General features: G+C 60.8%; 25 protein-coding genes. 13 read left to right on the forward strand and 12 right to left on the reverse strand.

The genetic code is table 11. From position 1 onward, the window contains the following. Window positions 1-98: 98 nt before the first annotated feature. Window positions 99-671, reverse strand: coding sequence for a xanthine phosphoribosyltransferase (locus HU739_RS18715; protein WP_186549710.1), 573 nt, complete (start codon window positions 669-671; stop codon window positions 99-101). A gap of 58 nt (window positions 672-729) precedes the next feature. Beyond that, complete coding sequence (gene rep, locus HU739_RS18720) at window positions 730-2,739, reverse strand: DNA helicase Rep (RefSeq protein ID WP_186549708.1); 2,010 nt, start codon at window positions 2,737-2,739, stop codon at window positions 730-732. A 263-nt stretch (window positions 2,740-3,002) separates the two neighbouring features. Between rep and HU739_RS18725 the strand changes: the two genes are divergently transcribed. Next, on the forward strand, window positions 3,003-4,676 hold the full coding sequence (locus tag HU739_RS18725; RefSeq protein ID WP_186549706.1) for a putative bifunctional diguanylate cyclase/phosphodiesterase: 1,674 nt from the start codon (window positions 3,003-3,005) through the stop codon (window positions 4,674-4,676). 108 nt (window positions 4,677-4,784) lie between these two features. Here HU739_RS18725 and HU739_RS18730 read toward each other — a convergent pair whose 3' ends face one another. Further along, on the reverse strand, window positions 4,785-6,179 hold the full coding sequence (locus HU739_RS18730) for a NorM family multidrug efflux MATE transporter (protein ID WP_186549757.1): 1,395 nt from the start codon (window positions 6,177-6,179) through the stop codon (window positions 4,785-4,787). Between the two features lie 158 nt (window positions 6,180-6,337). Here HU739_RS18730 and HU739_RS18735 point away from each other — a divergent pair, with 158 nt between their 5' ends. The 3 genes from HU739_RS18735 (at window position 6,338) to HU739_RS18745 (ending at window position 10,830) form a co-directional block, all read left to right on the forward strand. Then, window positions 6,338-7,258, forward strand: a complete 921-nt coding sequence (locus HU739_RS18735; protein WP_186549704.1) for a LysR substrate-binding domain-containing protein — start codon at window positions 6,338-6,340, stop codon at window positions 7,256-7,258. 185 nt (window positions 7,259-7,443) lie between these two features. Next, the gene (locus HU739_RS18740) at window positions 7,444-9,420 is read left to right on the forward strand and encodes a methyl-accepting chemotaxis protein (RefSeq protein ID WP_186549702.1); all 1,977 of its coding nucleotides are present in this window, start codon (window positions 7,444-7,446) and stop codon (window positions 9,418-9,420) included. 195 nt (window positions 9,421-9,615) lie between these two features. Next, on the forward strand, window positions 9,616-10,830 hold the full coding sequence (locus HU739_RS18745) for an aldose 1-epimerase family protein (protein ID WP_186549700.1): 1,215 nt from the start codon (window positions 9,616-9,618) through the stop codon (window positions 10,828-10,830). Here the strand turns inward: HU739_RS18745 and HU739_RS18750 are convergent. Next, window positions 10,827-12,320 (reverse strand): YifB family Mg chelatase-like AAA ATPase, encoded by a 1,494-nt coding sequence (locus HU739_RS18750; protein WP_186549698.1) that lies wholly within the window; start codon window positions 12,318-12,320, stop codon window positions 10,827-10,829. The two genes, HU739_RS18745 and HU739_RS18750, sit on opposite strands and share 4 nt — an antisense overlap. A 320-nt stretch (window positions 12,321-12,640) precedes the next feature. Here HU739_RS18750 and HU739_RS18755 point away from each other — a divergent pair, with 320 nt between their 5' ends. Both HU739_RS18755 and HU739_RS18760 read left to right on the forward strand, forming a co-directional pair. Continuing rightward, window positions 12,641-12,919, forward strand: coding sequence for a type II toxin-antitoxin system RelE/ParE family toxin (locus HU739_RS18755; RefSeq protein WP_186549755.1), 279 nt, complete (start codon window positions 12,641-12,643; stop codon window positions 12,917-12,919). A 7-nt stretch (window positions 12,920-12,926) separates the two neighbouring features. After that, window positions 12,927-13,232 (forward strand): HigA family addiction module antitoxin, encoded by a 306-nt coding sequence (locus HU739_RS18760; RefSeq protein WP_186549696.1) that lies wholly within the window; start codon window positions 12,927-12,929, stop codon window positions 13,230-13,232. Window positions 13,233-13,345: 113 nt separating this feature from the next. On the opposite strand, the gene HU739_RS18765 is transcribed toward HU739_RS18760, so the two are convergent. Next, window positions 13,346-13,606 carry an accessory factor UbiK family protein gene (locus HU739_RS18765; protein WP_186549694.1) on the reverse strand — a complete coding sequence of 87 codons (261 nt, stop codon included), beginning with the start codon at window positions 13,604-13,606 and terminating at the stop codon, window positions 13,346-13,348. 393 nt (window positions 13,607-13,999) lie between these two features. On the opposite strand from HU739_RS18765, the gene glnK reads away from it, so the two are divergent. The 4 genes from glnK (at window position 14,000) to sutA (ending at window position 16,783) form a co-directional block, all read left to right on the forward strand. Beyond that, entirely contained in the window at window positions 14,000-14,338 is a 339-nt protein-coding gene (gene glnK / locus HU739_RS18770; protein WP_002555808.1) for a P-II family nitrogen regulator, read from the forward strand. A gap of 37 nt (window positions 14,339-14,375) precedes the next feature. After that, entirely contained in the window at window positions 14,376-15,713 is a 1,338-nt protein-coding gene (locus HU739_RS18775; RefSeq protein ID WP_186549692.1) for an ammonium transporter, read from the forward strand. Between the two features lie 215 nt (window positions 15,714-15,928). Further along, window positions 15,929-16,354, forward strand: a complete 426-nt coding sequence (locus tag HU739_RS18780; protein WP_186549690.1) for a secondary thiamine-phosphate synthase enzyme YjbQ — start codon at window positions 15,929-15,931, stop codon at window positions 16,352-16,354. A 102-nt stretch (window positions 16,355-16,456) separates the two neighbouring features. Then, a complete protein-coding gene (gene sutA, locus HU739_RS18785) occupies window positions 16,457-16,783 on the forward strand; it encodes a transcriptional regulator SutA (RefSeq protein ID WP_186549688.1) in 327 nt (108 codons plus the stop codon). Window positions 16,784-16,960: 177 nt separating this feature from the next. Here sutA and HU739_RS18790 read toward each other — a convergent pair whose 3' ends face one another. From HU739_RS18790 to lptM, 6 genes are read right to left on the reverse strand one after another with little or no spacing between them, the layout of a single operon-like run. After that, window positions 16,961-17,668, reverse strand: coding sequence for an HAD family hydrolase (locus HU739_RS18790; RefSeq protein ID WP_186549686.1), 708 nt, complete (start codon window positions 17,666-17,668; stop codon window positions 16,961-16,963). Beyond that, window positions 17,665-18,564 carry a tyrosine recombinase XerC gene (gene xerC / locus HU739_RS18795; protein ID WP_186549684.1) on the reverse strand — a complete coding sequence of 300 codons (900 nt, stop codon included), beginning with the start codon at window positions 18,562-18,564 and terminating at the stop codon, window positions 17,665-17,667. Before xerC ends, HU739_RS18790 begins: the two co-directional genes overlap by 4 nt. 2 nt (window positions 18,565-18,566) lie before the next feature. Then, window positions 18,567-19,292 carry a DUF484 family protein gene (locus HU739_RS18800; protein ID WP_186549682.1) on the reverse strand — a complete coding sequence of 242 codons (726 nt, stop codon included), beginning with the start codon at window positions 19,290-19,292 and terminating at the stop codon, window positions 18,567-18,569. A gap of 13 nt (window positions 19,293-19,305) precedes the next feature. After that, complete coding sequence (dapF, locus tag HU739_RS18805; RefSeq protein ID WP_186549680.1) at window positions 19,306-20,136, reverse strand: diaminopimelate epimerase; 831 nt, start codon at window positions 20,134-20,136, stop codon at window positions 19,306-19,308. Window positions 20,137-20,139: 3 nt separating this feature from the next. Next, window positions 20,140-21,387: a diaminopimelate decarboxylase gene (gene lysA, locus HU739_RS18810; RefSeq protein WP_186549678.1), complete on the reverse strand. Its 1,248-nt coding sequence runs from the start codon at window positions 21,385-21,387 to the stop codon at window positions 20,140-20,142. Between the two features lie 9 nt (window positions 21,388-21,396). Beyond that, window positions 21,397-21,567: an LPS translocon maturation chaperone LptM gene (gene lptM / locus HU739_RS18815; protein WP_186549676.1), complete on the reverse strand. Its 171-nt coding sequence runs from the start codon at window positions 21,565-21,567 to the stop codon at window positions 21,397-21,399. Between the two features lie 306 nt (window positions 21,568-21,873). On the opposite strand from lptM, the gene cyaY reads away from it, so the two are divergent. From cyaY to rnk, 3 genes are all read left to right on the forward strand, one after another. After that, a complete protein-coding gene (gene cyaY, locus HU739_RS18820; RefSeq protein ID WP_047596732.1) occupies window positions 21,874-22,206 on the forward strand; it encodes an iron donor protein CyaY in 333 nt (110 codons plus the stop codon). Window positions 22,207-22,210: 4 nt separating this feature from the next. Continuing rightward, entirely contained in the window at window positions 22,211-22,429 is a 219-nt protein-coding gene (locus HU739_RS18825; RefSeq protein ID WP_186549753.1) for a DUF1289 domain-containing protein, read from the forward strand. Window positions 22,430-22,690: 261 nt separating this feature from the next. Next, complete coding sequence (gene rnk / locus HU739_RS18830) at window positions 22,691-23,110, forward strand: nucleoside diphosphate kinase regulator (protein ID WP_186549674.1); 420 nt, start codon at window positions 22,691-22,693, stop codon at window positions 23,108-23,110. Between the two features lie 9 nt (window positions 23,111-23,119). On the opposite strand, the gene HU739_RS18835 is transcribed toward rnk, so the two are convergent. Beyond that, entirely contained in the window at window positions 23,120-25,963 is a 2,844-nt protein-coding gene (locus tag HU739_RS18835) for a class I adenylate cyclase (RefSeq protein ID WP_186549672.1), read from the reverse strand. Window positions 25,964-26,034 lie beyond the last annotated feature (71 nt).

A 26,034-nucleotide genomic window follows, 5' to 3' on the forward strand; every position in this document is an offset into this window, starting at 1 on the left:
TTGCTTGCGAAAGCGCCGGATCAGCCAAAGATTATTTCGACTGACACTACGCTATCGCGAGCAGGCTCACTCCTACAGGGGGCTGCGGTGTGGCTGAATTACTCGATGAAGGTGACGACGCCATCCTTCAGCGATTTCACCCGGGCCAGCGACTCGACGCGGTAGCCCTGCGAGTCCAGCTCGGCGCGGCCGCCCTGGAACGATTTCTCGATGACGATGCCCAGGCCGGCAACGGTGGCGCCGGCCTGTTTGATGATCGAGATCAGCGCTTGCGAGGCCTTACCGTTGGCCAGGAAGTCGTCGATGATCAGCACACGATCGCTGCTGGTCAGGTGACGCGGGGAAATCGCCACGGTGCTTTCGGTCTTCTTGGTGAACGAGTACACGGTTGCCGACAGCAGATTTTCCGTCAGGGTCAGGGACTGCTGCTTGCGGGCGAAAATCACCGGCACGCCGAGGTTCAGACCGGTCATGATCGCCGGGGCGATACCTGAGGCTTCGATGGTGACGATCTTGGTGATGCCCGAGTCCTTGAACAGCGTGGCGAATTCGTCGCCGATCAGCTTCATCAGGGCCGGGTCGATCTGGTGGTTCAGAAAGGCGTCGACTTTCAGGACCTGATCGGAAAGCACGATGCCTTCTTCGCGGATTTTTTTGTGCAGTGCTTCCATGAAGCTGTCCTCGTTCAGCGCGTGGTGCGCGCCAGGCTTTGAAAAAAAGTGGTCAATTCTAGCGCTTTAACATCGCGCGTATATCGGCCAATGCGTTGTTGCCACGCACGGCTTTGACTTCGGTCGGAGTGTCGTCGTTGCCTTCCCAGGCCAGATCGTCCGGCGGCAGCTCATCGAGGAAGCGGCTCGGCGCGCAGTCGATGATTTCGCCGTACTGCTTGCGCTTGGCGGCGAAGGTGAACGCCAAAGTCTGGCGCGCGCGGGTAATGCCCACGTAGGCCAGACGGCGTTCTTCTTCGATGGTGTCGGCTTCGATGCTGGAGCGGTGCGGGAGGATTTCCTCTTCCATGCCCATGATGAACACGTAGGGGAATTCCAGGCCCTTGGAGGCGTGCAAGGTCATCATCTGCACACCTTCGGCACCGTCCTCTTCTTCCTGCTGGCGCTCGAGCATGTCGCGCAGGACCAGTTTGCCGATGGCGTCCTCGATGGTCATTTCGCCTTCTTCGTCCTTTTCGAGGGTGTTTTTCAACGCCTCGATCAGGAACCAGACGTTGCCCATCCGATAGTCCGCCGCCTTGTCACTGGAGCTGTTGGTGCGCAGCCAGTTCTCGTAGTCGATGTCCATGACCATGCTGCGCAGGGCCGAGATCGGATCCTCGCCGGCGCACTGTTCGCGGACTTTGTCCATGAAGCGCTTGAAGCGCGACAGGCGATCGGTGAAGCGGCTGTCGAGATGTTCGCCCAGACCGATTTCGTCGGTGGCGGCGTACATCGAGATCTTGCGTTCGGTGGCGTAGTTGCCGAGTTTCTCCAGGGTGGTCGAGCCGATTTCCCGGCGGGGCACGTTGATCACCCGCAGAAAGGCGTTGTCGTCATCCGGATTCACGATCAGGCGGAAGTAGGCCATCAGGTCCTTTACTTCCTGACGGCCGAAGAAGCTGTTGCCGCCGCTCAGGCGATACGGCACCTGGTGGTGTTGCAGCTTCAATTCGATCAGCTTGGCCTGGTAGTTGCCGCGGTAGAGGATCGCAAAATCGCTGTACGGACGGTCGGTGCGCAAGTGCAGGCTGAGGATTTCCATGGCCACGCGCTCGGCTTCGGCGTCCTCGTTGCGGCAGCGGATCACGCGGATCTCGTCGCCGTGGCCCATCTCGCTCCACAGCTGTTTTTCAAATTCGTGCGGGTTGTTCGAGATCAGCACGTTGGCGCAGCGCAGGATGCGGCTGGTGGAGCGGTAATTCTGCTCGAGCATCACCACTTTCAAGGACGGATAGTCGTCCTTGAGCAACATCAGGTTTTCCGGCCGCGCGCCGCGCCAGGCGTAGATCGACTGGTCGTCGTCGCCGACCACAGTGAACTGGTTGCGCTTGCCGATGAGCATTTTTACCAGCAGGTACTGGCTGGCGTTGGTGTCCTGGTATTCGTCGACCAGCAGGTAGCGCACCTTGTTCTGCCACTTTTCGAGAATATCGGCGTGTTCCTCGAAGAGTTTTACCGGCAGCAGGATCAGGTCGTCGAAGTCCACCGCGTTGAACGCCTTGAGCGTACGCTGGTAGTGGGTGTAGACGATGGCGGCGGTCTGTTCCTTGGGATTGCGCGCGTTTTCCAGGGCCTGGGGCGGCAGGATCAGGTCGTTTTTCCAGGCGCCGATCATGTTCTTGATCTCGTCGACGCCGTCGTCGCCTGCGTATTCCTTCTGCATGATGTCGGTCATCAGGGCTTTGACGTCGGTCTCGTCGAAGATCGAGAAACCGGGTTTATAGCCCAGCCGCGCGTGTTCCTTGCGGATGATGTTCAGGCCCAGGTTGTGGAACGTGCAGACGGTCAGGCCGCGCCCTTCGCCGGCACGCAGCAGGCTGCCGACCCGTTCTTTCATCTCGCGCGCGGCCTTGTTGGTAAAGGTCATGGCGACGATGTACTGGGCGCGGATGCCGCAATTCTGGATCAGGTGCGCGATTTTGCGCGTGATCACGCTGGTCTTGCCGGAGCCAGCACCGGCGAGCACCAATAGAGGGCCGCCGACATAGTTCACGGCTTCTTGCTGCCGGGGATTGAGTCGGGACATACGAAGATTCGGGAGTCGTTGACGAAATGGGCCGGCATTTTAACAGGCTCAGCGAATTGTGCTGCTCTGTCCGACTTGTGACGTACCACGCGATTCAGATTTGCCGGTTTTGTTACTTTCACGCAGGATGCGCAAGGATTTTGCGGCTAATGTTCTCGTTCGTGACACAAAATAACGTTGTGATAACCGTTGTCATTGGTCATTGCCCAGCGCAACGGCATAATGCCCGCCGCCCACATCATTGCAGAGTCTAGGGAGTCAGCTTGTCTACGCCTGTCGAACCCTTGCGTTTGCTGCTACTGGCCGAAGAGCCAGCGTGGACAGCGTTATTGCGCGAGTGTCTGGCTCCGTTGGGGAGTGCGGCGGTGCTGATCAGCGCGCCGAGCTGGGAGTCGGTCAGCAGTCTGTTCGAAGACAATCGCCATGCGGTGTTATTGACCATCCCGGCGTTGCAACCGGCACCGGGCCGTTGCAGCCTGCCGACGGTATTGCTGCTGGATCACGAACCGGCCACGGCGCCAGACGGGGTCAGTGACTGGCTGGCGTTCGACGCGCTCGATGCCGGCATGCTGCGCCGTTGCCTGCGCCATGTGCGCGAGCGCGGCGTGCTGGAAAACACCTTGCAGCGTCTTGCCGAACAGGACCCGCTGACCGGCATCGCCAACCGCCAGGGCTTCCAGACCTTGCTGGCCGCCCGTCTCGCGGAAGGCGACGGGCGCGGTCTGGCCCTCGGGCATCTCGACCTGGATAACTTCCGTCACGCCAACGATGCCCTCGGCCATCAGGCGGGCGACCGGCTGATTCTGCAAGTCGTCGCCCGGCTGAAAAGCCAGCTGGAGGCCGGTGATCAACTGGCGCGCCTGGGCAGCGACGAGTTTGCCCTGCTAATTGACACCCGCCGCGCGCCGCAGCGGGCCGAATGGATGGCCGAGCGCATCACCGAGGCCTTGTCCGAACCGTATTGGGTCGATGGTGAAAGCCTGCTGATCGGCTCCAGCCTCGGCATCGCCCATGCCCGTGCGCAGGGCGGTGCCGATCCGCTGATGTGGCACGCGCATATCGCCATGCAGCAGGCCAAGAGCACGCAGGGTTGCACCTTTCATATCTTCAACGAACGCATCAACCGCAACGCGCGAAGCATGGCCGATCTGGAAAGCGAGCTGCGCCGGGCCTTGCGCCGTGATGAGCTGGAACTGCACTACCAGCCACGCCTGAACCTTGCCGACGGTCAGATCGTCGGCCTCGAAGCCTTGGTGCGCTGGCGCCATGGCGAACGCGGTTTGCTGCCACCCAGCGAATTCGTGCCGTTGGCCGAACAGAGCGGTTTGATCGTGCCGCTGGGGTATTGGGTGATTTCCCGGGCGCTGCGCGATATGCAGGATCTGCGCGAACGCGGCCTGCCCGCGCTGCACATGGCGATCAACCTGTCGTTCCGGCAGTTTCAGGACAGTCAGTTGCTGCCGACGCTCAGCCGACTGATTGCCGAGCGCGGTGTCGAGGCGCAGTGGCTGGAATTCGAACTCACCGAAACCGCCGTGATGCGCCGCAGCGACCTGGTCAAACAGACCATGGACGCCCTCGGCCGCCTTGGCGTGCGGTTCTCGCTGGACGATTTCGGCACCGGGTTTTCATCGTTCGTACACCTCAACAGCCTGCCGATCACCTTGCTGAAGATCGACAAGAGTTTTGTCGGTGGCATGGAACAGCGCGAAGAGAACCGCAAGCTGGTACACGCGATGATCAACCTTGCGCACAACCTGCAACTGGAAGTAGTGGCCGAAGGCGTAGAGACGCCGGAGCAACTGGATCTGCTGCGCGGCTATGACTGCGATCAGGTGCAGGGATACCTGATCAGCCGGCCGTTGCCGTTGGCGGAGTTGGTGGAATACCTGACGTCGGGATCGAGCCAGCAGCCGGCTCTGGAGATCGTCGGCTGAACACCACCCCCTGTAGGAGTGAGCCTGCTCGCGATAGCTTTCCAACGGTCAACATTTGCATTGACTGATACACCGCTATCGCGAGCAGGCTCACTCCTACAGGGGATCTCATTCGGCCTGAGGGATGTTGAAACCTTTAGCCTGCGGCTCGCGCCGAATCATTCGCTTCATCTTCCATTCAAACGCCAGCGTCAGGCTCACCGCCGCACAGGCCAGGCCCAGCGCCAGTCCCCACCAGACGCCGGTTGGCCCCCAATCGAGGTGGAAGGCCATCCACCACGCCGCCGGCGCGCCGATCAGCCAGTAGCAACCGAGCCCGACCAGAAAGGTGGTCTTGGCATCTTTCAGACCACGAATACAGCCCATGGCAATCGTCTGCGTGCCGTCGAACAATTCGAACCACGCCGCCACTGCCAGGAGGCTCACTGCCAGGCGGATCACCTCGGCAAACGCCGGGTCGTTATGATCAAGGAACAGACCAACCAACTGATTCGGCCACAGCCAGAACACCAAGGCAAAGCCGAGCATCACCACCGCGCCGAAGGCGATGCCAACACGGCCGGACATGCGCGCATCGATCAGTTGTCCGGCGCCATAGTGCTGGCCGACGCGCATGGTGATGGCGTAAGACATCCCGGCCGGCACCATGAATGCCACCGAAACGATCTGCAGAGCGATTTGATGCGCACCCATTTGTGTGCTGCCCATGGTGCCCATGCACAGCGCCGCAAAGGCGAACAGCCCGACTTCCACCGCGTAGGTGCCGCCGATGGGCAGGCCCAGCCGCCAGAGTTCTTTCAGGTACTGCCGGTTGGGCCGCGACAGGCCGGCGCGCAAGGGATAGGCGTCATACGCCGGATGTCGGCGAATGTGCCAGGCCAGCGCCAGCGCCATACAGTTGGCGACAATCGCCGTGACCAGACCGATGCCCGTCAAGCCGAGCTGCGGCAGGCCGAACAGGCCGGTGATCAACGCGTAATTGAGCAGAAAGTTGGCCACGGTGCCAGCGAGGCTGATGACCATGACCGGCGTGGCCCGGCCAATCGCGCTGGTAAAACCACGCAGGGCCATGAAGCTCAGGTAGCCGGGCAGGGCGAAGGGCAGGGCGATCAGGAATTGCCCGGCCGCGTTGACGTTGGTTTCGGTCTGGCCGAACAGCAACAGCACCGGTTTCAGATTCCACAGCAACAGCCCTGCGCCCAGCGCCATCAGCCAGGCGAGCCACAATCCGGCCTGAGTCAGGCGTGCTGCGCCAAGAATATCGCCGGCACCCTGACGAATCGCCACCAGCGTGCCGACCGCTGCAATGACGCCGATGCAGAAAATCGACACAAACGAGTAGGTCGCAGCGCCGAGGCCGCCACCGGCCAGCGCCTCGGGACTGAGCCTGGCCATCATCAGCGTGTCGGTCAGCACCATCAGCATGTGCGCCAACTGTGAAGCGATCAACGGCCCCGCCAGCCGCAGAATAGCCCAGAGTTCGGTACGCACAGGATGTTGCATAGTCATCACCACTCAATTTGCAGAGGGAACAGGAGACCGTCGATTCTCGGTGCGTGGAGGGATTTGCACAAAGGGATAAAAAGGATGGGTGGCATGATTAAAACTCATCCTGAGCACTTTCTGCTAAGTTGGCTGCATCCCGCCCCAGGAGCTTGTGCATGTCCCGTCGACTTCCTCCGCTGTATGCCCTGCGCGCATTCGAAGCGGCCGCCCGGCACAGCTCGTTCACCCGCGCGGCCGAAGAGCTTTCGATCACCCAGAGCGCGGTGAGCCGGCACATTCGTACGCTCGAAGAGCATTTCGCTTGTCGGCTGTTCCATCGCAGCGGCCGTCATCTGCAATTGACCGAGGCGGCCCGCCTGCTATTGCCTGGCATCCGCGAGGGCTTCACAGCCCTGGAGCGGGCCTGCAATACCTTGCGTGCCGAAGACGACATTCTGCGTATGAAAGCGCCATCGACCCTGACCATGCGCTGGTTGCTGGCGCGGCTCAGCCGTTTTCGGCATTTGCAGCCAGGTAACGAAGTGCAACTGACCAGCGCGTGGATGGACGTGGATTCGGTGGACTTCAACGATGAGCCGTTCGATTGCGCGGTGCTGCTCAGTGACGGGCATTTCCCGCCGGACTGGGAGGCCAGCCTGTTGTTTGCCGAAGAACTGATCCCGGTTGGCGCGCCGAACCTGCTCAATGACCAGCCGTGGGACGTCGCGCGGCTGGCATCCACCGAGTTGCTGCACCCGACCCCGGACCGCCGTGACTGGCGCAGCTGGCTTGAGCACATGGGGCTGGCCGATCAGGTGTCGCTCAAGGGCGGACAGGTGTTCGATACCCTCGAGCTGGGCATGATCGCGGCGGCGCGCGGTTACGGTGTATCGATGGGCGATCTGTTGATGGTGGCCGAAGATGTCGCCCAGGGACGTCTCAGCCTACCGTGGCCAACCGCCGTCGCCAGCGGATTGAATTACTACCTGGTGTGGCCAAAAACCCGACCGGGAGGTGAACGTTTGCGCCGTCTCAGCGACTTCCTGCAAAGCGAGGTCCGCGCCATGGAACTGCCGGCGGTGACACGCTTGAGCTGAAACGTTCGAGCCGGCACAATGCCGGCCTTGTGCCATACCCCTGTCAGGCGCTCAAGTATTCGGATTTACCGCCGACTATGAGCAAGTGGAACCGTCGTGCCGGTTTTTACGGTTCACCCCCCACTATTAGAAAATAATCCGAGTCGAGATCAAGGAGGATCCCGCAGCTCGGCCAGGAGCTGTCCATGTCTCAACCTCGCGCTCGGATCGCCTCGCAGCTGGGCCTCGCGCTCGCTGTAATACTGGCGATTGTCATCAGTGGCAGTACGGTGTTCGCTCTGCGTTCGCTGGATTCGGCCAACCTCGCCACCCGTGAAGAACATCTGGCCAGCGAGGCGCGGCTGCTGGCCGACCAGCTGAGCACGTTCCACGGCACGCTGCGCGAAAGCACCTTGCGCCTGAGCGGCTTGTTCGAGAAACGCTTCGGTAGCGGCCTGAGTGTTCATCCGGAAGAGCCGGTCACCGTGGCCGGCGTACAGACGCCGGGACTGCGTCTGGGCAGCGAAGTGCTGAACAACAACTTCAAGGAAGTTGACGAGTTCAAGCAGATGACGGCCGGCGTGGCTACGGTGTTCGTGCGCAGCGGCGAAGAATTCATTCGTGTCAGCACCAACGTCACCAAGCAGGACGGCACCCGCGCCATCGGCACCGTGCTCGACCACGCCAACCCGGCTTACGCGAAGCTGATGGCGGGCCAGAGCTTTGTCGGGCGTTCCCTGTTGTTCGAACGCTATTACATGTCGCAGTACACCCCGGTTCGCGATGCGGGCGGGAAGATCATCGCCGTGCTGTACGTCGGCTTCGATTACACCGATGCGCAAAACGCCCAGTTTGCCAATCTCAAGCGCTTCCGCATCGGCAAGACCGGCTCGCTGGCCTTGCTTGACGAGCAGAACAAATGGCTGGTGCCGATTGCCGGCGTCGAGTCGCTGGACCAGGCCGTCCCGGCCATCAACGGTCTGGTGAAAACCCCGGGCAAGGGTGAGTTCTGGAACGATAAAGGCGAAGACTTCTACAGCGTCGCGGTGCCGTTCGAGGGCGGACCGTGGTCGGTAGTGGCGAGCATGCCGAAAGCCGAGATCCGCGCGGTGACCTGGAGCGTCGGTACGCAACTGGCTATCGGCAGCCTGCTGGCGATGTTGCTGGCCGTTGGCTCCGTGGTCTGGTTGCTGCGCAGCAAACTCGCTCCGCTGGGTGATCTGGTGCGTCAGGCCGAGGCCTTGGGCGCTGGTGATCTGAGCGTGCGCTTGAACGTATCGAGCCACGATGAGATCGGTCAGCTGTCCCGCGCCTTCAACCAGATGAGCCAGGCGCTGTCGACCATGGTCGAGCACATCCGCCGCGCTTCGGAAGAGGTCAACAGCCGTGCGCAGGCGCTGTCCGGTTTGTCCGGCGGTGCGTATGAGGGCATGGAGCAGCAGTCGGGGGAAATCACCAGCATGGCCGGCGCTGTCGAAGAGTTCAGCGCCACGTCGTTGGACATCGCCGACAACATGGGGGCCACTCAGCGCCTCGCGCAGGAAAACGCCCAGCAAACACAGATCGGTCGCAGCTCGATGGAAGAAGCGTCGTCCTCGCTGGAGCAAATCGCCGGCGCGCTGAACAGCACCGCCAGCGTGATCAACACCCTCGGCCAGCGCTCGCAGGAAATTGGCGGCATTGTCGGCGTGATCACCTCTATCGCCGAGCAGACCAACCTGTTGGCCCTGAACGCGGCGATCGAAGCGGCGCGCGCCGGCGAACAAGGTCGCGGCTTTGCCGTGGTGGCTGACGAAGTGCGCAGTCTGGCCTCGCGCACCCGTCAGGCGACCGACGAGATTTCCAGCATGATCCACAGCATCCAGCAGGAAACCGGCAACGCGATCAGCACCATGGAGCAGGGCAACGTGCTGATGCAAGAAGGTCTGTCGCGCAACGCCAATGTCGCCTCGGCGCTGGCGCGCATTGATGAGCAGAGCCGTTCGGCAGGCCAGCAATTTGCTGCAATCACCACTGCGACGCAGGAACAAAGCAGCACCGCGACATTGCTGAGCAGCAACTTGCAGAGCATTGCCCTGGCTAACAGTGAGCAGCGTGAGGTTGTGTCGAACCTGGCGGTGACGGCTAAAGAGCTGGAGAAGCTGGCGGCGGATCTGCGTTCCGAGGTTGATCGCTTCCGTTGATGCGTCTTTGAAATAGCTATCGCGAGCAGGCTCGCTCCCACAGTTCTCGGTGTGATTCACAAATGTTGTGAAGATCCGAAAACCCGGTGGGAGCGAGCCTGCTCGCGAAAGCTTGTGACCCTCAGCCTCTTTGCACTTGCTGAAACGTTTCCGCAGCGCTATAAAAATGGCACAACTCCAATAAAGGCTGCTGCCATGACCCTGCTCAAACTCTTTGTCGCCCTCGGCGCATTCTCCGCTGCTTCCCATGCCATGGCCTGGGACTACGTCTTGCTCGATACCCATACTCCCGCGAAAAACTGGACGATCACCAGTGAACAGCTTGGTGTGAAAACCGCCAAACCGTTTTCCGTGACCTTGCGCACCCTGCACGGCGGTCGTCAGGAGGGTGTCAGCGTTGTCGACATCGATAACGGCGCGATGAAGCTTTCGGTGGTACCGACCCGTGGCATGAACGTGCTGCAAGCTTCGGTGGGCAATGTCCGCATGGGCTGGGACTCGCCGGTGCAGGAGGTGGTCAATCCGGCCTTCATCGAACTCAACGGACGCGGTGGCCTGGGCTGGCTCGAAGGCTTCAACGAACTGGTCACCCGTTGCGGTTACGAATGGGTAGGCCATCCCGGCATGGACAACGGTGAACTGCTGACACTGCACGGTCGCGCCGCCAACATTCCGGCCAGCACCGTCACTTTGCACATCGATGAAAAACCGCCCTATGCCATTACCTTGCGTGGCGAGCTGAAAGAGCAGGCGTTCAAGAAAGTCGATTTCTCGGTAGCGACCGAACTGGTCACCGAGCCGGGCAGCGCAAGCTTCACCCTCAACGACACCCTGACCAACAACGGCGACTATCCGAAGGAATATCAGGCGCTGTATCACAGCAACTTCAGCACGCCGTTTCTTGAGCAAGGCGCAAAGTTTGCCGCGCCGGTGAAGCAGGTATCGCCATTCAACGACAAGGCCAAGGGCGATCTGGCCGACTGGCAGACTTACCGGGCGCCGACCAAGGACTACGACGAAACGGTGTACAACGTCGTGCCTTATGCGGATGCCAAGGGCGAAACCTTGACGGTGCTGCATAACAAGGCCGGTAGCCTGGGCGTCTCTGTGGGCTTCAATACTCAGCAGTTGCCGGTGTTCTCCCTGTGGAAGAATACCGACACCCAAGGGCAGGGCTACGTGACGGGGCTTGAGCCGGGCACCAGTTTTTCCTACAACCGCCGCTACCAGCGCCCGCTGAATCTGGTGCCGACCATTGCACCGAAGGAGCATAAACAGTTCCAGATCAGCTACAGCCTGCTCGCAGACAAAGGTGCTGTGGATAACGCCTTGAAGCGCGTGAGCGAGATTCAGGCCGGGCGGGAAACCGAAGTGCGGCAAGCGCCATTGGTTGATCTGACCCAGCATTAAGGTGTCGCCGGTCGGTATTGCAGTGCCTCGGCCAGGTGCTCGCGGGTGATCGCATCGACCTGCTCAAGATCCGCCAGCGTGCGCGCGACCTTGAGCAGACGATGGGCCGAGCGCAGCGACAGGATCAGTCGCTCGCAGGCCGATTCCAGCCATTTCTCGTCGGCTGTGGATAACCGGCAATGGCGCTTCAATCCCGGCAAATCGAGAAAGGCGTTGGCGCAGCCCTGACGTTTGTGCTGGCGCTCTCGCGCTTCGGCTACCAACGCCGCAGCGCTGGCGCTGTCCTCGCCGGGCTTCGCTGCCGGATTCAATGCTGTTGCCTCTCGCGCCACGGTCAGGTGCAAATCGATTCGGTCCAGCAGCGGCCCCGACAGTTTATTGCGATAGCGCTGAACCATGTCCGGCGTGCACGAACACTTGCCGCTGGGTTCGCCAAGATATCCACAGGGACACGGATTCATTGCCGCCACCAATTGGAACCGCGCGGGGAAACGCACGCGATCCTTGGCCCGGGCAATCACGATATGCCCGGACTCCAGCGGCTCGCGCAGTACCTCCAGAACCTTGCGATCAAACTCGGGTAATTCGTCGAGAAACAGCACGCCATGATGCGCCAGGGTGATTTCGCCGGGTTGCGGTTTCGAACTGCCGCCGACCAGTGCCGGCCCGGAAGCGGAGTGGTGCGGTTGACGGAAGGGGCGCTGTGGCCAGTGAGTTAACGGTACGCCATTAGCGACTGACTGAATCGCTGCGACCTCCAGGGCTTCGCATTCGGAAAGCGGCGGCAGCAATCCGGGCAGGCGGCTGGCCAGCAACGTCTTGCCTGTCCCGGGTGGCCCGCTGAACAGCAAGTTGTGCGCGCCCGCCGCCGCAATCAGCAATGCGCGCTTGGCGGCTGTCTGCCCCTGCACCTCGTTAAGGTCAGGGTAGGGTTTGGCAGCATGCATCAATCCATCGGAAACGTAAGGCTCCACCGGCGTATGCCCGTTGAAATGCGCCACTGCCTCCAGCAAGTGATCCACCGCAAACACCTTCAACCCCGAAGCCAGACACGCCTCTTCGGCATTCGCCCGCGGCACCACCAACGCCCGCCCGGCCTTGCGCGCCGCCAACGCTGCCGGCAGCACGCCACGCACCGGCCGCACCGCACCGGACAACGCCAGTTCGCCAAGACACTCCACATCATCCAGCGTCAGGCACGGCACCTGAACACTCGCCGAAAGAATCCCCAAGGCAATCGCCAGATCAAAGCGCCCGCCATCCTTGGGCAGATCCGCCGGCGCCAGATTCAAGGTGATCCGCCGCGCCGGAAATTGCAGTCCGGAATTGATAATCGCGCTGCGCACCCGATCCTTGCTCTCCTTCACCGCCGCCTCGGGCAGGCCAACCATGGTCAGCGACGGCAGACCGTTGGCCAGATGGACTTCGACGGTGACAGCGGGGGCTTCCACGCCAATCTGGGCGCGACTGTGGACGATGGAGAGGGACATGGTCGTTCCTTGAGCTGAGTCGGGGGCCGCTTCCTGCGGGTTTTTGAAGGGTAGTAGGGCATAGTCGTTTTAGTGGGGCGGGTGGCGCGCAAAAACTTCTCAGGATGTTGCTGCAAGAAACGCCAGGAAATCGGCAAGGCATCGCAAGCAGAAATAGGGAGAGTTTGTGTAGGAAATAGCGACGGGTTCAGTAAGGATTAGCCACCACGCGTAGTCCATTGCTGAAAGCCCTGAAAGAACACCGAAATCGCAGGATCACCTGTTTGCATCAATGATCTTCACGAATACACTCAAGGTTAATGCATAACGTTAAGCTTTAAATTATGATCAGCTTCAGATGTTCTGAAACCGAATACCTGTTCCGAAGCGGTAAAACCCGTTTCTGGTCAGCCATATTGAGTGTCGCGGAACGTAAGCTGACGATGCTTGATGCAGCAGCTGCGTTGGCTGATCTCCGATCTCCTCCCGGAAATCGGCTCGAGACCTTGGGAGGCGATCGGAAGGGGCAATGCAGCATTCGTATCAACGCCCAATGGCGAATTTGCTTCGTCTGGGGGCTGAATGGGCCCGAGGATGTTGAAATCGTCGATTATCACTGAGGTGAGTATGACCAAGAATGGTATGCGTCCGGTCCATCCCGGCGAGATCCTCAAAGAGGAGTATCTGGAGCCTCTGAACCTGACAGCCGCTGCGTTGGCGCGAGCATTGAATGTGTCTACTCCGACGGTGAACGATATCGTTCTACAGCGCCGAGGCATCAGCGCTGACATGGCTTTAAGACTTTCTATCTGTCTGGACACCACTCCTGAATTTTGGCTGAACCTGCAATCGACGTACGATCTGCGAAAAGCTGAAATTGAAAGAGGAGCTGCAATCCGTGATCAGGTAGAGCGGCTGGCACATTGCGCATGATTCCGTATCCGGGCAGTACACCGAGGCTGAAGACCGGCCCGGGGGAGGCACTTTGAGGGCGTCTATTCGACGCCTTTTTTACTAACCAAACTCAATATCCGGGAACTGGGCCGTTATTCAGCCGGCGGATTCAGCTTCGCTTCCATCTCCGCCACCTTCGCTTCAAGACTCTCAAGCCGTGCACGCGTACGCGCCAGCACCACCATCTGACTATCAAACTCTTCCCGGCTGACCAGATCGAGTTTACTGAAGGCGCTTTGCAGCAGCATTTTGAACTGGCTTTCCATTTCGGCTTTCGGCAGCGGGGTGTCGCCGCTGAAAAGGCGGGAGGCGGTGCCGCTCAGGGCGTCGAGGAAGTCTTTGGGTGCGAGCATGGTGAATGTCCTGAAAACAATGGCCGGCAGTGTATCACGCAGTGTCTATAGTCAATCCCGCAGCCAGATGCACGCTTTTCGCGCAAGCGCACGGGCACCCGCGCACCGTTGTTGTGCGTAACCGCAGTGCCTTCGGCACGGCACTGCGTGCGACAGCGGCCAAGGGATTGAAATCAGAGGATTTTGTCGAGATGGCAAGGTTTCTGCTTAGTCACCTTCGACCCATGCACTGATGCAGTCGCTGTGACGAATGCAGTGCGGCAGACGAAGCGGGGAGTTTCGTCTGATGCGGTTAGCTGGCGTCAACGATGCGTTACAAAGCCAGGCACTGCGCTTAGACTTGAGACGGGTTTGTTTTCCTGGGGCAAGTCCACCAAATCGGGAGAGAGTTTCATGAAGCTAGTCACTGCCATCATCAAGCCGTTCAAGCTGGACGACGTGCGCGAGTCGCTGTCCGAAATCGGCGTGCAGGGCATTACCGTTACTGAAGTCAAAGGCTTCGGCCGGCAGAAGGGTCACACCGAGCTGTATCGCGGCGCGGAATATGTGGTCGATTTTCTGCCCAAGGTGAAAATCGACGTGGCCATCGACGACAAGGATCTGGATCGGGTTATCGAGGCGATAACCAAGGCTGCCAACACCGGCAAGATCGGTGACGGCAAGATCTTCGTGGTCAATCTGGAACAGGCGATTCGTATCCGTACCGGCGAAACCGATACCGACGCGATCTAAGCGCCGCCACAAACCCAACGCCCCAGGAGAAAACAATATGACTCTGCGTAAATTCGCAGGGCTAGGCGCCCTGTTGTCCATCGTAATGCCCGGCCTTGCCATGGCGGCAGACGAAGTGGCCGCGCCAGTCCTCAATTCCGGCGACACGGCCTGGATGCTGACCTCGACAGCCCTCGTGCTGTTCATGACCATTCCGGGCCTGGCGCTGTTTTACGGCGGTATGGTTCGCTCGAAAAACATTCTTTCCGTGATGATGCAGTGCTTCGCCATTACCGGTCTGATCAGCATTCTCTGGGTCATTTATGGCTACAGCATTGCGTTCGACACCACCGGCATGGAGCAGGGCGTCGTCAACTTCAACTCGTTCTTCGGTGGCATGGGCAAGGCGTTCCTCGCTGGTGTCACGCCTTCGAGCATTACCGGCCCGGCGGCGCTGTTCCCCGAGGCGGTGTTCATTACCTTCCAGATGACCTTTGCGATCATCACCCCGGCGCTGATCGTCGGTGCGTTCGCCGAGCGGATGAAATTCTCCGCGATGCTGATCTTCATGGCCATCTGGTTCACCCTGGTTTATGCGCCGATTGCGCACATGGTCTGGTCCGGTAACGGCGGCCTGATGTGGGACTGGGGCGTGCTCGACTTTGCGGGCGGCACCGTGGTGCACATCAACGCCGGTATCGCCGGTCTGGTCGCGTGCCTGGTGTTGGGCAAGCGCAAGGGGTTCCCGACCACGCCAATGGCGCCGCACAATCTCGGTTACACCCTGATGGGCGCGGCCATGCTGTGGGTGGGCTGGTTTGGTTTCAACGCCGGTTCCGCTGCAGCCGCTAACGGCACTGCGGGCATGGCGATGCTGGTGACTCAAATTGCAACTGCCGCTGCGGCACTGGGCTGGATGTTCGCCGAGTGGGTCACCCACGGCAAACCAAGCGCACTGGGCATTGCCTCGGGTGTGGTTGCCGGTCTGGTAGCGATTACACCGGCCGCCGGTACCGTGGGCCCGATGGGCGCACTGGTGATTGGTCTGGCTGCAGGCGTGGTGTGCTTCTTCTGCGCCACTACCCTGAAGCGCAAACTCGGTTATGACGATTCCCTGGATGCCTTCGGCGTGCACGGCATTGGCGGTATCCTCGGCGCGATCCTCACCGGTGTGTTTGCTGCACCGGCGCTGGGCGGCTTCGGCACCGTGACTGACATCGGCGCGCAGGTCTGGATTCAGATCAAAGGCGTTGGCTTCACGGTGATCTACACCGCGATCGTCACCTTCGTCATCCTCAAGGTGCTGGACGCTGTCATGGGTCTGCGCGTAACCGAAGAAGAAGAGTCGGTCGGCCTCGATCTGGCACAACACAACGAGCGCGGCTACAACCTGTAAGCTCGCGCAGGAAAAAAAATGCCCGGCTTGCCGGGCATTTTTTTGCCTGCGATTTGTCAGTCAGAGGGCGGCTGAAAGGATTTTTCTTACGGCTTTTGTCGTCTTTACAGCTGAGGTTTTTCTGCGGGCAATGGCTTACACCGTTGCAGGAATATTAGGGCCTTTGTTTTTTTTCAGAGCGCGCTAGAATGCGCCCCGAACGAGCGGAGAACTGTATGTGGCAACAGACTCTGATAACCCTGCGGGCAAGGCCCCGGGGCTTTCACCTGATAACGGACGAGCTGCTTGCCGGCTTGCCTGAACTCAAGACCTGTCGGGTCGGTCTGTTGCATTTGTGGCTGCAGCACACCTCGGCGTCGTTGACCATCAACGAGAACGCCGATCCGGCAGTTCGTCGCGACTTCGAACGATTTTTCAATCGTCTGATCCCACAAGGAACAGACGGCTATGAGCACAACGACGAAGGCCTGGACGACCTCCCGGCGCACTTCAAGGCCAGCGTGCTGGGCTGCCAGATCAGCCTGCCGGTTTCGGCGGGTCGCCTGGCACTGGGCACCTGGCAAGGCGTTTATCTGGGCGAGCACCGAGATCATGGCGGTGCCCGTAAAGTCCTCGCCACCTTGCACGGTGAAGGGGCATAAGCCGCTGATCAGCAGCGGCGGAAGATTTTTTAACGGCGGCTTACGACAGTCGCCAAAGCTGGTCTATAACTAATCTGCTTTTGGCAAGTCATGAGGTAGAACATGAGCGACGATGATCTGGAAAACGACGACCTCGAAGTAGGCGACGAAGACGAGGCCGAGGAAGGCCTGGAAGCGGCAGCGGAAGACGTTGCCGAAGACGATAGCGGTGAAGACACGCCGGCCCCGGCTGCCAAAGGCAAAGCCAAGGCTGCGGTATCGGTCGACGATTTGCCGAGTATCGAGGCCAAGAACAAGGAACGTGACGCCCTGGCCCGGGCCATGGAAGAATTCCTTGCGCGCGGCGGCAAGGTGCAGGAAGTGGAGGCCAATGTGGTCGCCGATCCGCCCAAGAAGCCGGACAACAAGTACGGCAGCCGCCCTATCTGAGGCGTGTCGCTCGCTTGCTGAAAAAGCCCGCCGTCGCTGCGGGCTTTTTCATGCCCGCAAAGCCAGCGCAATCTCCCTGGTAGGAGTGAGCCTGCTCGCGATAGCGGTGTGTCAGATACATCTAATTGAATGACACACCGCTATCGCGAGCAGGCTCGCTCCTACAGGGGACGTGTGTTAATTCGAGGTGGCATTCCAGCGCGAGAGGACGGCAGGCAATTCCATCAAGCTGCGAATCTCGGCATCCGGCAAGCGCTCTGCCTCCCAGACCTTGCCCGCCGGGTTGAACCACACCGCACGCAAGCCTGCCTGCTGCGCGCCGGCGATGTCATCGCCGGGATGATCGCCGACATGCACCGCCGCCTCGGCGCTTACCCCGCCACGCTGCAAGGCCTCGTGAAACAGCCGCGCATCCGGCTTGGCGATGCCGATGTCTTCGGCGCACAAGGTAAATTTGAAATAATCCGCCAGCCCCAGCCGGCGCACATCGGCATTGCCGTTGGTGACAACGCCGAGGGCGTAGTGATTGGCGAGACCCTCCAGCAGCGGCTCGACCTCGGGGAACACTTCGATCTGATGCCGTGCATGCAAAAACACGTCAAAACCCTTGTCCGCCAGGGCTGACGCCTCGTCGCGCTTATACCCGGCATCTTCCAGTGCATGAAACAGCACGCGCCGGCGCAGCGCACTGATGCGGTGCTTCAGGCCCGGCTCGCCCGCCAGCACGCGCTCGCGAATCGCCCACAGATGTTCCACCGGCACCGCGCCCAGATTCGGCGCTTGGTCGCTCAGCCATTCGCGCAGCACGGTTTCGGCGCTGGCGATCACCGGGGCGGTGTCCCAGAGGGTGTCGTCGAGGTCGAAGGTGATCAACTGAATGCTCATGAATCGTCGCCTTTCATGCGTTTGGCCCTTGGGTGGGCGCTGTCGTAGACCGCCGCCAGATGTTGGAAATCGAGGTGGGTGTAAATTTGCGTGGTCTTGATGTCGGAGTGGCCGAGCAACTCCTGCACCGCGCGCAGGTCTTGGGAAGACTCGAGCAAATGGCTGGCAAAGGAGTGCCTGAGCATGTGTGGGTGCAGGTTCTGCCCCAGTTCGCGCTCGCCGGCGAGTTTGACCCGCACCTGAATCGCCCGTGGGCCCAGGCGCCGGCCTTGCTGGCTGACGAACACGGCGTCGTCGGCCGGGTTGGTCAGAGCGCGCAACGGCAGCCAATGCTCAAGCGCTTCCCGGGCTTTTTTGCCAACGGGCAACAGCCGGGTTTTGCTGCCTTTGCCAAGTACCTGGACCATGCCGTCGGCCAGATCCAGTTGATCCAGATTGAGTCCGGTCAGCTCGGACAGGCGTAGCCCCGAAGAATAGAACAACTCCAGAATCGCCTGATCGCGCCGGGCAAGAAAATCATCCTCGACCGCACCTTCGAGCAGTTGCAGCGCGCGGTCGGTGTCGAGGGTTTTCGGCAGGCGACGTTCGCCTTTCGGCGGCGCCAGACCCGTGGCCGGATCATGGTCGCAAAGGCCTTCGCGGTTCAGATAGTGATAAAGCCCGCGCACCGCTGAGAGCAGGCGGGCGAGGCTGCGCGAGGACTGGCCTTGTGCGTGCAGCCGAGCGATCAGGCTGCGCAGACGCTGGATGTCTAGCGCAGCCCAGCTGCCGATGTTCTGCTTGATGCACCAGGCGAGGACCTTGTCGAGGTCGCGGCGATACGCCGACAGCGTGTGCGGCGACACCTGGCGCTCACTGCGCAGGTGTTCGCAGTAAGCGTCCAGTTGCCGTTCCATGCTCAGCGCACCGAGCGCAGGGAGCTGTTGACCCGTGGCAGCACGCGGCCCATGACCTCGGCGATGTAGCTGAGGAACAGGGTGCCGACCGAGCTCTTGTAGTGCTGCGGATCACGGCTGGCGATGGCCAGAATGCCATGGATGCCCTGATGGCTGACGGCAACGACCGCCGTCGAGCCGATCTGCTGGCGCTGTTCTTCGCCAAAGAGGAAATCCAGCTCATGCTCGCGCAGGCTGCCGCTGACGCTTTTGCCTTCGGCGAGCAGGCCGCCGATGGCGGTTTGCGCGTCGGCATGGGTCACCCAACGGCCGACCGGAGCCGGGTTGTCGCCGAGCAGGATCAGGCTGACAAAAGGCACCTGGAAATCCTGGCGCAGGCTGTCTTCGACACTGATCACCACGTCCTCCAGGCTCGACGCATCCATCAGCGCGAGAATCAGGCGGCGGGTTTTTTCGAACAGGCGATCATTGTCACGGGCCACGTCCATGAGGTGCGAAAGGCGATGGCGCATCTCGATGTTACGGTCGCGCAGCAGGGTCATCTGTCGCTCGACCAGCGACACGGTGTCGCCGCGCCGATGCGGAATGCGCAGGGATGGCAGCAGTTCTTCGTGTTCGACGAAAAAGTCCGGATGAGCCTCCAGGTAGGCGGCAACCGCTGCCGCTTCCAGGCTTTCGGACGCTGATTCGTCGGTCTGTCGGGCGGGTACCTGAGGCTTGTCGGTCATGATTTTCGCTCGCTCAAAGACGCACTTGTCCTTCATATACACGCACTGCCGGACCGGTCATCAACACCGGTTGGCCCGGGCCTGCCCACTCGATGGACAGACGCCCGCCAGGCAGGTCGATCAACAGTGGCGAATCCATCCACCCCTGAGTGATGGCGGCAACCGCGGCGGCACAGGCGCCGGTGCCGCAGGCCTGGGTTTCCCCGGCGCCGCGTTCCCAGACGCGCAATTGCGCACGGTGCCGATCGATGACCTGAAGAAACCCGACATTGACCCGCGCCGGGAAGCGCGGATGGTGTTCGATCTTCGGCCCCAGTTCATGCACCGGTGCACTGTTGATGTCGTCCACGCGAATGACCGCATGGGGATTGCCCATCGACACGGCGGCCAGTTCGACCGTGGTGCCATCGACTTCCAGTTGATAGCTGCTGGCCTGGGCTGGCGCTTCGAACGGGATATCCGCCGGCACCAGACGCGGCGCGCCCATGTTCACGCCGATCTGGCCGTCGTTACGCACGTCCAGTTCGATGATGCCGCCCTTGGTCTCGACGCGCATCTGACGTTTGGCGGTCAGGCGTTTGTCGAGCACGAAACGGGCAAAGCAGCGCGCGCCGTTGCCGCACTGCTCCACTTCGGAACCGTCGGAGTTGAAGATCCGATAGCGGAAATCCACGTCCGGGTTGCTCGGTGCTTCGACAATCAGCAACTGGTCGAAACCGATACCGGTGTGCCGGTCGCCCCATTGTTTGGCGTGCTTGGGCTGAATGTGCGCGTGCTGGCTGACCAGGTCGAGGACCATGAAATCGTTGCCCAGGCCGTGCATTTTGGTAAAACGCAGCAGCATGGGTTACTCCGGCAGCAGGCTTTCGCCGGCAAACAGCTCGGCCACGGTTTCGCGGCGACGCACTTCAAAAACCTGATCACCATCCACCAGCACTTCGGCGGCACGGCCGCGAGTGTTGTAGTTGGAACTCATGACGAAACCGTAGGCGCCGGCCGAATGCACCGCCAGCAAGTCGCCTTCTTCCAGCGCCAGCTCGCGGTCCTTGGCAAGGAAGTCGCCGGTTTCGCAGATCGGGCCGACGATGTCGTAGTGGCGCGCAGCGCTGTCGCGCGGTTTGACCGCCGTGACGTCCATCCAGGCCTGATACAGCGCCGGGCGGATCAGATCGTTCATCGCCGCGTCGACGATGGCGAAATCCTTGTGTTCGGTGTGCTTGAGGTACTCGACCTGTGTCAGCAGCACGCCGCCGTTGGCGACAATGAAGCGGCCCGGTTCGAACACCAGCGCCAGATCGCGACCGTTCAGACGCTCGCGCACGGCTTTGATGTAGTCGGCGGCCAATGGCGGCTCTTCATCGCGATAACGCACGCCCAGGCCACCACCGAGATCGATGTGGCGCAGGTGGATGCCGCAGTCGCCGAGGCGATCAACCAGATCGAGCAAGCGATCCAGTGCATCAATGAACGGCGGCAGCGTGGTCAGTTGCGAACCGATGTGGCAGTCGACTCCGACGACTTCCAGGTTCGGCAGATGCGCGGCACGTACGTACACGTCTTCGGCGTCAGCGATGGCGATGCCGAACTTGTTCTCTTTGAGACCGGTGGAAATGTACGGGTGGGTACCGGCATCGACGTCCGGGTTCACGCGCAGCGAAACCGGGGCGCGAACGCCCAGCTCGGCGGCGACCACTTGCAGGCGCTCGAGCTCGTCGGTGGATTCGACGTTGAAGCAGTGCACGCCGACTTCCAGCGCACGGCGCATATCGTCACGGGTCTTGCCGACACCGGAGAAGACGATCTTGTCGGCACTGCCGCCAGCGGCCAGAACACGTTCCAGCTCGCCACGGGAAACAATGTCGAAACCGGCGCCGAGACGGGCCAGGACATTCAGTACGCCGAGGTTGGAGTTGGCTTTGACCGCGAAGCACACCAGGTGTGGCATGCCGGCCAGCGCATCGGCATAGGCCAGGTACTGCGCTTCGATGTGTGCGCGCGAGTAGACATAGGTGGGCGTGCCGAAGCGGTCGGCGATGGCGGACAGTGCCACGCCTTCGGCAAACAGCTCGCCGCCACGGTAGTTAAAAGCGTCCATGGCGATCCCTTAATAAACGTCGTGCTTGTGTGCTTTGGACGGTTGTTTCTGCGAAGACTGGGCTTGTTCGGCCGGGTCTTGACTGTCGTCGGGCAGGTAAAGCGGGCCTTTTTGACCGCAGGCCGATACAAGGCAGGCAACCGCGACGAGCGCAGCAAGGGACGAGATCAGGCGCTTCATGGCGAAATCCTTGAAAATGCGTTAATTGCGCCGGAGTATACCGGCCACCCGGCAGCTTGCCTATGTGATGGCCCTCCCGTCCGGCGGCGCTCGCGCAAACCCCTGTAGGAGTGAGCCTGCTCGCGATTAGGCTCTTTCAATCACATCACCGTCGACTGGACGAATGCAATCGCGAGCAGGCTCACTCCTACAGGGGTTGTGTTTGGAGTGGGGCAAGCACCCGGTCGTAATCCTTTGCAATCGGCCGGCAGCGTCCGTATCTTTCGGCTGCTTGAGCCTGATCAGACATTTTTTGAGGTTGCCGCAATGAGTTTGTCCGAAGCCCGTTTCCACGATCTGGTCGATGAAACCCAGGAAAAACTGGAAGACATCTTTGATGAAAGCGATCTGGACATTGATCTGGAAAGCTCGGCCGGTGTGCTGACCGTCAAATTCGAAAACGGCAGCCAGTTGATCTTCAGTCGCCAGGAGCCGCTGCGGCAGCTGTGGCTGGCGGCGGTGTCCGGTGGTTTTCACTTCGACTACGACGAAGAAAGCGAGCGCTGGATGTGCGACAAGAGCGAGGAGCAATTGGGCGAGATGCTTGAGCGCATCGTCAAACAGCAGGCCGGTGTCGAATTCGATTTCGAGGGCCTGTGAGTTGCTGACTGACGCCGCTCCTGTTCGGCCACCCAAGCCGCTCTACAGCAACGTCAGCCCGGCGGTGCCGTCGCCGTGCAGCGGTGTATGCCGGCTGGATGAGCAGAAGGTTTGCCAGGGCTGTTTCCGTCATGTCGAAGACATTCGTGAATGGCGCTCGGCTGACGACCAGCGCCGGCGCGTGATCTGCCAGCAGGCTGCGCAACGAAAATCTCAAGCCTGACTCTATCCTGTGGTGAGGGGATTTATCCCCGTTCGGCTGCGCAGCAGTCGTCAGGATTTTTGGAGCCGCTACGCGACTCAACGGGGATAAATCCCCTCGCCACGGGGGTTATATCTACAGCCTGAAAGTGCGTGGCTTGTATATTTTTTGAGCTGTGATAGTGTCCGCAGACGCCTCAAACCACCGAGGCACGGTGAAAACCCCGTCTTTTTTGGCGGGGTTTTGCTTTTTTTGTGCAGAAGAAAGGAGTCTGCCCGGATCATGACCGCACCTTCCATCACCCTTACCCGTCTGGACGTGCAACGTCTGGGGCGCCTGATCGACAGCCTGAGCGAGAAAGACCAGGCTGCGCCGGGCGTGATTGCGCTGCAAACCGAGCTGGACCGCGCCGATACCGTGGTCGGCCACGATGAAGTGCCCGCTGATGTCGTGACCATGAATTCTCGCGTGCATTGCCGTGAAGAAGGCAGTGGCAAGGATTACCACCTGACGCTGGTTTATCCAAAAGACGCCAACGCCGACGAAGGCAAGATTTCGATTCTGGCGCCGGTCGGCAGCGCGTTGCTGGGCCTGAAGGTCGGTCAGCACATCGACTGGCCGGCTCCGGGCGGCAAGTCGTTGAAACTGACCTTGCTGGAAGTGGAATCGCAACCGGTCAACGGCGGCGCCTTTCCCGAGTAAACCCCTGCCTCACACCTGTTCGAGCGCTTCATTCAACGAGCGCTCCAGGTCCGCCTTGTAGCGCAAATACAGATTGCTCGAACTTTGCCCGTCCCCGAGCAGGCCCGACAGGTCGAGATCGGTGATGTAGCAGCGATAACGTTCGGCTTCACGGCGCTGCTCGACGATCTCGCGGGCGACCACGCTGAACAGCTGGTCGCCATGCTCCAGCTCGCTGAATTCCCGCTGATTGCAATACAAGGTGACCTGCACGTTTCCCGGTGCGGCTTTACCGATGATTGCCTGCACGTCATAGAACGGCTTGTTCACCGGTGTCTGTGGCGCCGGTCGCGCTTCGACCCGCCGTGCCCGTCCCGGGCCGGATGGCAACAACTGGTAATACAAAGTCTCCAGCCTGGCCTCCGGGCCGGCCTCCATCGGCAGCACGGCTTCGCGGCGGAACTGTATCGATTGCAGGAAGCGCTGCAGTGGCACCAGCAGACTCTGCTCGTCGTGGTAAGGCAGTCGCTGTTGCCACAGCGCATTGAACTCATCCAGCACGTACAGCTCGGCCTGCTGCTCGGTTGTTCGGTAGAACACCTGGATGCATTCGGGCTGGCCCATCGGCAGGATCAGCGCAATGTCTTGATCTTCCAGCGCCATCGGGTCCAGGTGCAGCGGGCTGTAGCGCGGCTGTTCTTCGCCCAGATAATCGAGTAGCGCCGGCAGGGTGGCGAGGGCGACATGGTTGACCTGGCCGGGCACCAGTTCCAGCACGTGATAGTGCTGCTGTACCTGAATCAGATAACGATGATTCAAATCACTGAGTAACAGGGTCTGCGCGGTGTCGACGATTTCTTCGACGCGGCGCGCAATGAATTGCGCACGGTTGTGGCAAAAGCAACGCACCTTCAGTGACGGTTGCAACGGCCCGCGCGGCAAGTTGTTGAGGTAGTCGCGCAGGCAGTCGAGCAAGGCGTGCGGGCCGTCGAAGCGATTGACCAGCACTTCGTTCCAGCTGTTGAGCGTGACCTGATCAAGCGTCAGCACCAGATTTTCGCGCACGCCGGCATAGCTCAGCGAGTCGGTGCGCTCGGTGGTCATCAAAATGTTCAAGTCGCGGTGATGCTTGAGTGGGTCGACGCCAACATTGATCAGCATCAGCACCTCGCTGGGCACGGCCGCCCGCAGCAGTGCCTCTTCGGCAACAGTCGGCAAGGGCAGGGCGATGCACTGTTGCAGGCTGCCCAGCAGGTTGAACAGTTCGAATTCGCTCAAGTCACTGGTGCCGGGGTGCAGGGCCAGGCGCGTGCTGCTGTCGATGACGCCGTTGCGGTGGCACCAGGTCAGCAGTTCGAGCAGCTCGCGGCTGCGCTTGATCGGCGCGAAGTGTTCCCACTCCAGCGCGGTGAGGCTGCCGTTGTACAGGCCCCACTGGGTTTGCCCCGGTTCCTTTTTGTTGCGCGACTGCACCAGGGTCAGGGTGTCTTCGGCAAGGTCCGGGGCAATGCCCGGGTTGATGAACTCGACCTTGTCGGCCTTGCGCTCGAAGGCCGCATAGAGGCGACGGCCGAGGACGTTGAGGTCGCGCTTGTTGATCAGGCTGACGGTCTGCTCGCTGCGAGCGAACTGGGTCAAAAAGCGATAGCTGTAGTTGAGTTCGTTGACCAGCGCGCGGCGCTCGGCACTGACCTGGCGGACTTTCCACTGGCTGCGACTGTCGAGCAGCGTCAGTTGCCGCTGATCCCAATGCCATTCGCTGGCCAAACGCTCGAGCAACGCGCGTTGCCAACCCTGGCTGCGGCTATTGCCGGTGAGCTTGCGGTTGACCTTCAGATACAGCGCGCGGCGCACCAGCTCCAGGCGTTCCGGCTCGTTGCGGACAATCAGGTATTCCTCGATACGCCGGTACACGACCATGTACGGGTCCAGCTCATCGAGATCGAGCTGATTGGCAAACACGGCTTTTTTGAAGCGCAGGCTCAGGCATTGCACGTGCGGATGCTCGCTGGCGTAGACCTCGGTCAGCAGCAGCTTGAGCACCGACTTGTAGGGCGACTCGATGCCCTTGAACAACTGCCATAAACCGGCGCCGATGAACTCCCCCGGCGGAATCGTCGCCATTGGCCCGAGGTCGAGGGTTTCGTCGGCGCGAATAAAGCGTTTGGACAGCAGGGTGTGGGTGTAGGCGTCGTAGGCGGTTTCTTCATAAACCGGCACCAGCCACCAGATCGGTGTGCGCCCGGCGAGCCAGATTGCCGTGCGATAGAACTCGTCCAGCAGCAGATAGTGCTGAGTGCTGCCGCAGTTTTCCGAACTGAGCTGGGTGTCGCGTTCGCCTTTGACGAAGCGCGCTGGATCGATCAGAAAGAAGTGAGCTTCGGCGCCCTGGCTCGCGGCCCAGCTTTCGAGCAACTGGCATTTCTTGCTCAGCTCGGCGAGTTCGCTGTCGCTCAGGTCCGGCGCATGGCACACCCACACGTCCATGTCGCTCTGATCCGCCTGGGCGAGAGTGCCGAGGCTGCCCATCAGGAACAGACCGTGAATCGGCCGCGGCGGATTACTGCCATGGCGTGGTTTGTAGGCGAATGAACGGGTCAGGCGTTGGGCTTCGGCCAGCGTGTCGGCGTCCGGCTCGTAATTCGACAGGCCGGCCGGCGTACTGCCCGAGACATAGCCCGGCAGCAGCGGATGATTGACGTGGAAGAACAGCGGCAGCAGCGTCAACACGCTTTGCTGGCGCGTCGACAAGCCTTCAAGCGCGCGGCCCAGGCGACCTTCATTGAGTTTGAGAAAACGCGCGCGCAGCTGGCTGAGTACCTTGCGGTCGATTCCCTCGTCCAGGTCGGGGCGGATTTCGTGGGTGCGCGTCATGTCAGCTCAAACCGGCTCGCAGGCTCGGACGTAGAGGGTCTCGGAATGGAAGGCAGTTTAGCCTTAGCACA

Origin of the sequence: Pseudomonas hamedanensis, from assembly GCF_014268595.2 — a bacterium.
GTDB classification, from domain to species: domain Bacteria; phylum Pseudomonadota; class Gammaproteobacteria; order Pseudomonadales; family Pseudomonadaceae; genus Aquipseudomonas; species Aquipseudomonas hamedanensis.

Coding starts and splice junctions, on each gene's coding strand:
- HU739_RS18760 (WP_186549696.1), top strand. CDS start 12,927: ATGACCAAGAATGGTATGCGTCCGGTCCATCCCGGCGAGATCCTCAAA.
- glnK (WP_002555808.1), top strand. CDS start 14,000: ATGAAGCTAGTCACTGCCATCATCAAGCCGTTCAAGCTGGACGACGTG.
- HU739_RS18765 (WP_186549694.1), bottom strand. CDS start 13,606: ATGCTCGCACCCAAAGACTTCCTCGACGCCCTGAGCGGCACCGCCTCC.
- dapF (WP_186549680.1), bottom strand. CDS start 20,136: ATGCTGCTGCGTTTTACCAAAATGCACGGCCTGGGCAACGATTTCATG.
- HU739_RS18715 (WP_186549710.1), bottom strand. CDS start 671: ATGGAAGCACTGCACAAAAAAATCCGCGAAGAAGGCATCGTGCTTTCC.
- HU739_RS18780 (WP_186549690.1), top strand. CDS start 15,929: ATGTGGCAACAGACTCTGATAACCCTGCGGGCAAGGCCCCGGGGCTTT.
- HU739_RS18775 (WP_186549692.1), top strand. CDS start 14,376: ATGACTCTGCGTAAATTCGCAGGGCTAGGCGCCCTGTTGTCCATCGTA.
- HU739_RS18790 (WP_186549686.1), bottom strand. CDS start 17,668: ATGAGCATTCAGTTGATCACCTTCGACCTCGACGACACCCTCTGGGAC.
- sutA (WP_186549688.1), top strand. CDS start 16,457: ATGAGCGACGATGATCTGGAAAACGACGACCTCGAAGTAGGCGACGAA.
- lysA (WP_186549678.1), bottom strand. CDS start 21,387: ATGGACGCTTTTAACTACCGTGGCGGCGAGCTGTTTGCCGAAGGCGTG.
- cyaY (WP_047596732.1), top strand. CDS start 21,874: ATGAGTTTGTCCGAAGCCCGTTTCCACGATCTGGTCGATGAAACCCAG.
- HU739_RS18835 (WP_186549672.1), bottom strand. CDS start 25,963: ATGACGCGCACCCACGAAATCCGCCCCGACCTGGACGAGGGAATCGAC.
- HU739_RS18740 (WP_186549702.1), top strand. CDS start 7,444: ATGTCTCAACCTCGCGCTCGGATCGCCTCGCAGCTGGGCCTCGCGCTC.
- HU739_RS18745 (WP_186549700.1), top strand. CDS start 9,616: ATGACCCTGCTCAAACTCTTTGTCGCCCTCGGCGCATTCTCCGCTGCT.
- HU739_RS18735 (WP_186549704.1), top strand. CDS start 6,338: ATGTCCCGTCGACTTCCTCCGCTGTATGCCCTGCGCGCATTCGAAGCG.
- HU739_RS18730 (WP_186549757.1), bottom strand. CDS start 6,179: ATGCAACATCCTGTGCGTACCGAACTCTGGGCTATTCTGCGGCTGGCG.
- HU739_RS18800 (WP_186549682.1), bottom strand. CDS start 19,292: ATGACCGACAAGCCTCAGGTACCCGCCCGACAGACCGACGAATCAGCG.
- rep (WP_186549708.1), bottom strand. CDS start 2,739: ATGTCCCGACTCAATCCCCGGCAGCAAGAAGCCGTGAACTATGTCGGC.
- rnk (WP_186549674.1), top strand. CDS start 22,691: ATGACCGCACCTTCCATCACCCTTACCCGTCTGGACGTGCAACGTCTG.
- lptM (WP_186549676.1), bottom strand. CDS start 21,567: ATGAAGCGCCTGATCTCGTCCCTTGCTGCGCTCGTCGCGGTTGCCTGC.
- HU739_RS18750 (WP_186549698.1), bottom strand. CDS start 12,320: ATGTCCCTCTCCATCGTCCACAGTCGCGCCCAGATTGGCGTGGAAGCC.
- xerC (WP_186549684.1), bottom strand. CDS start 18,564: ATGGAACGGCAACTGGACGCTTACTGCGAACACCTGCGCAGTGAGCGC.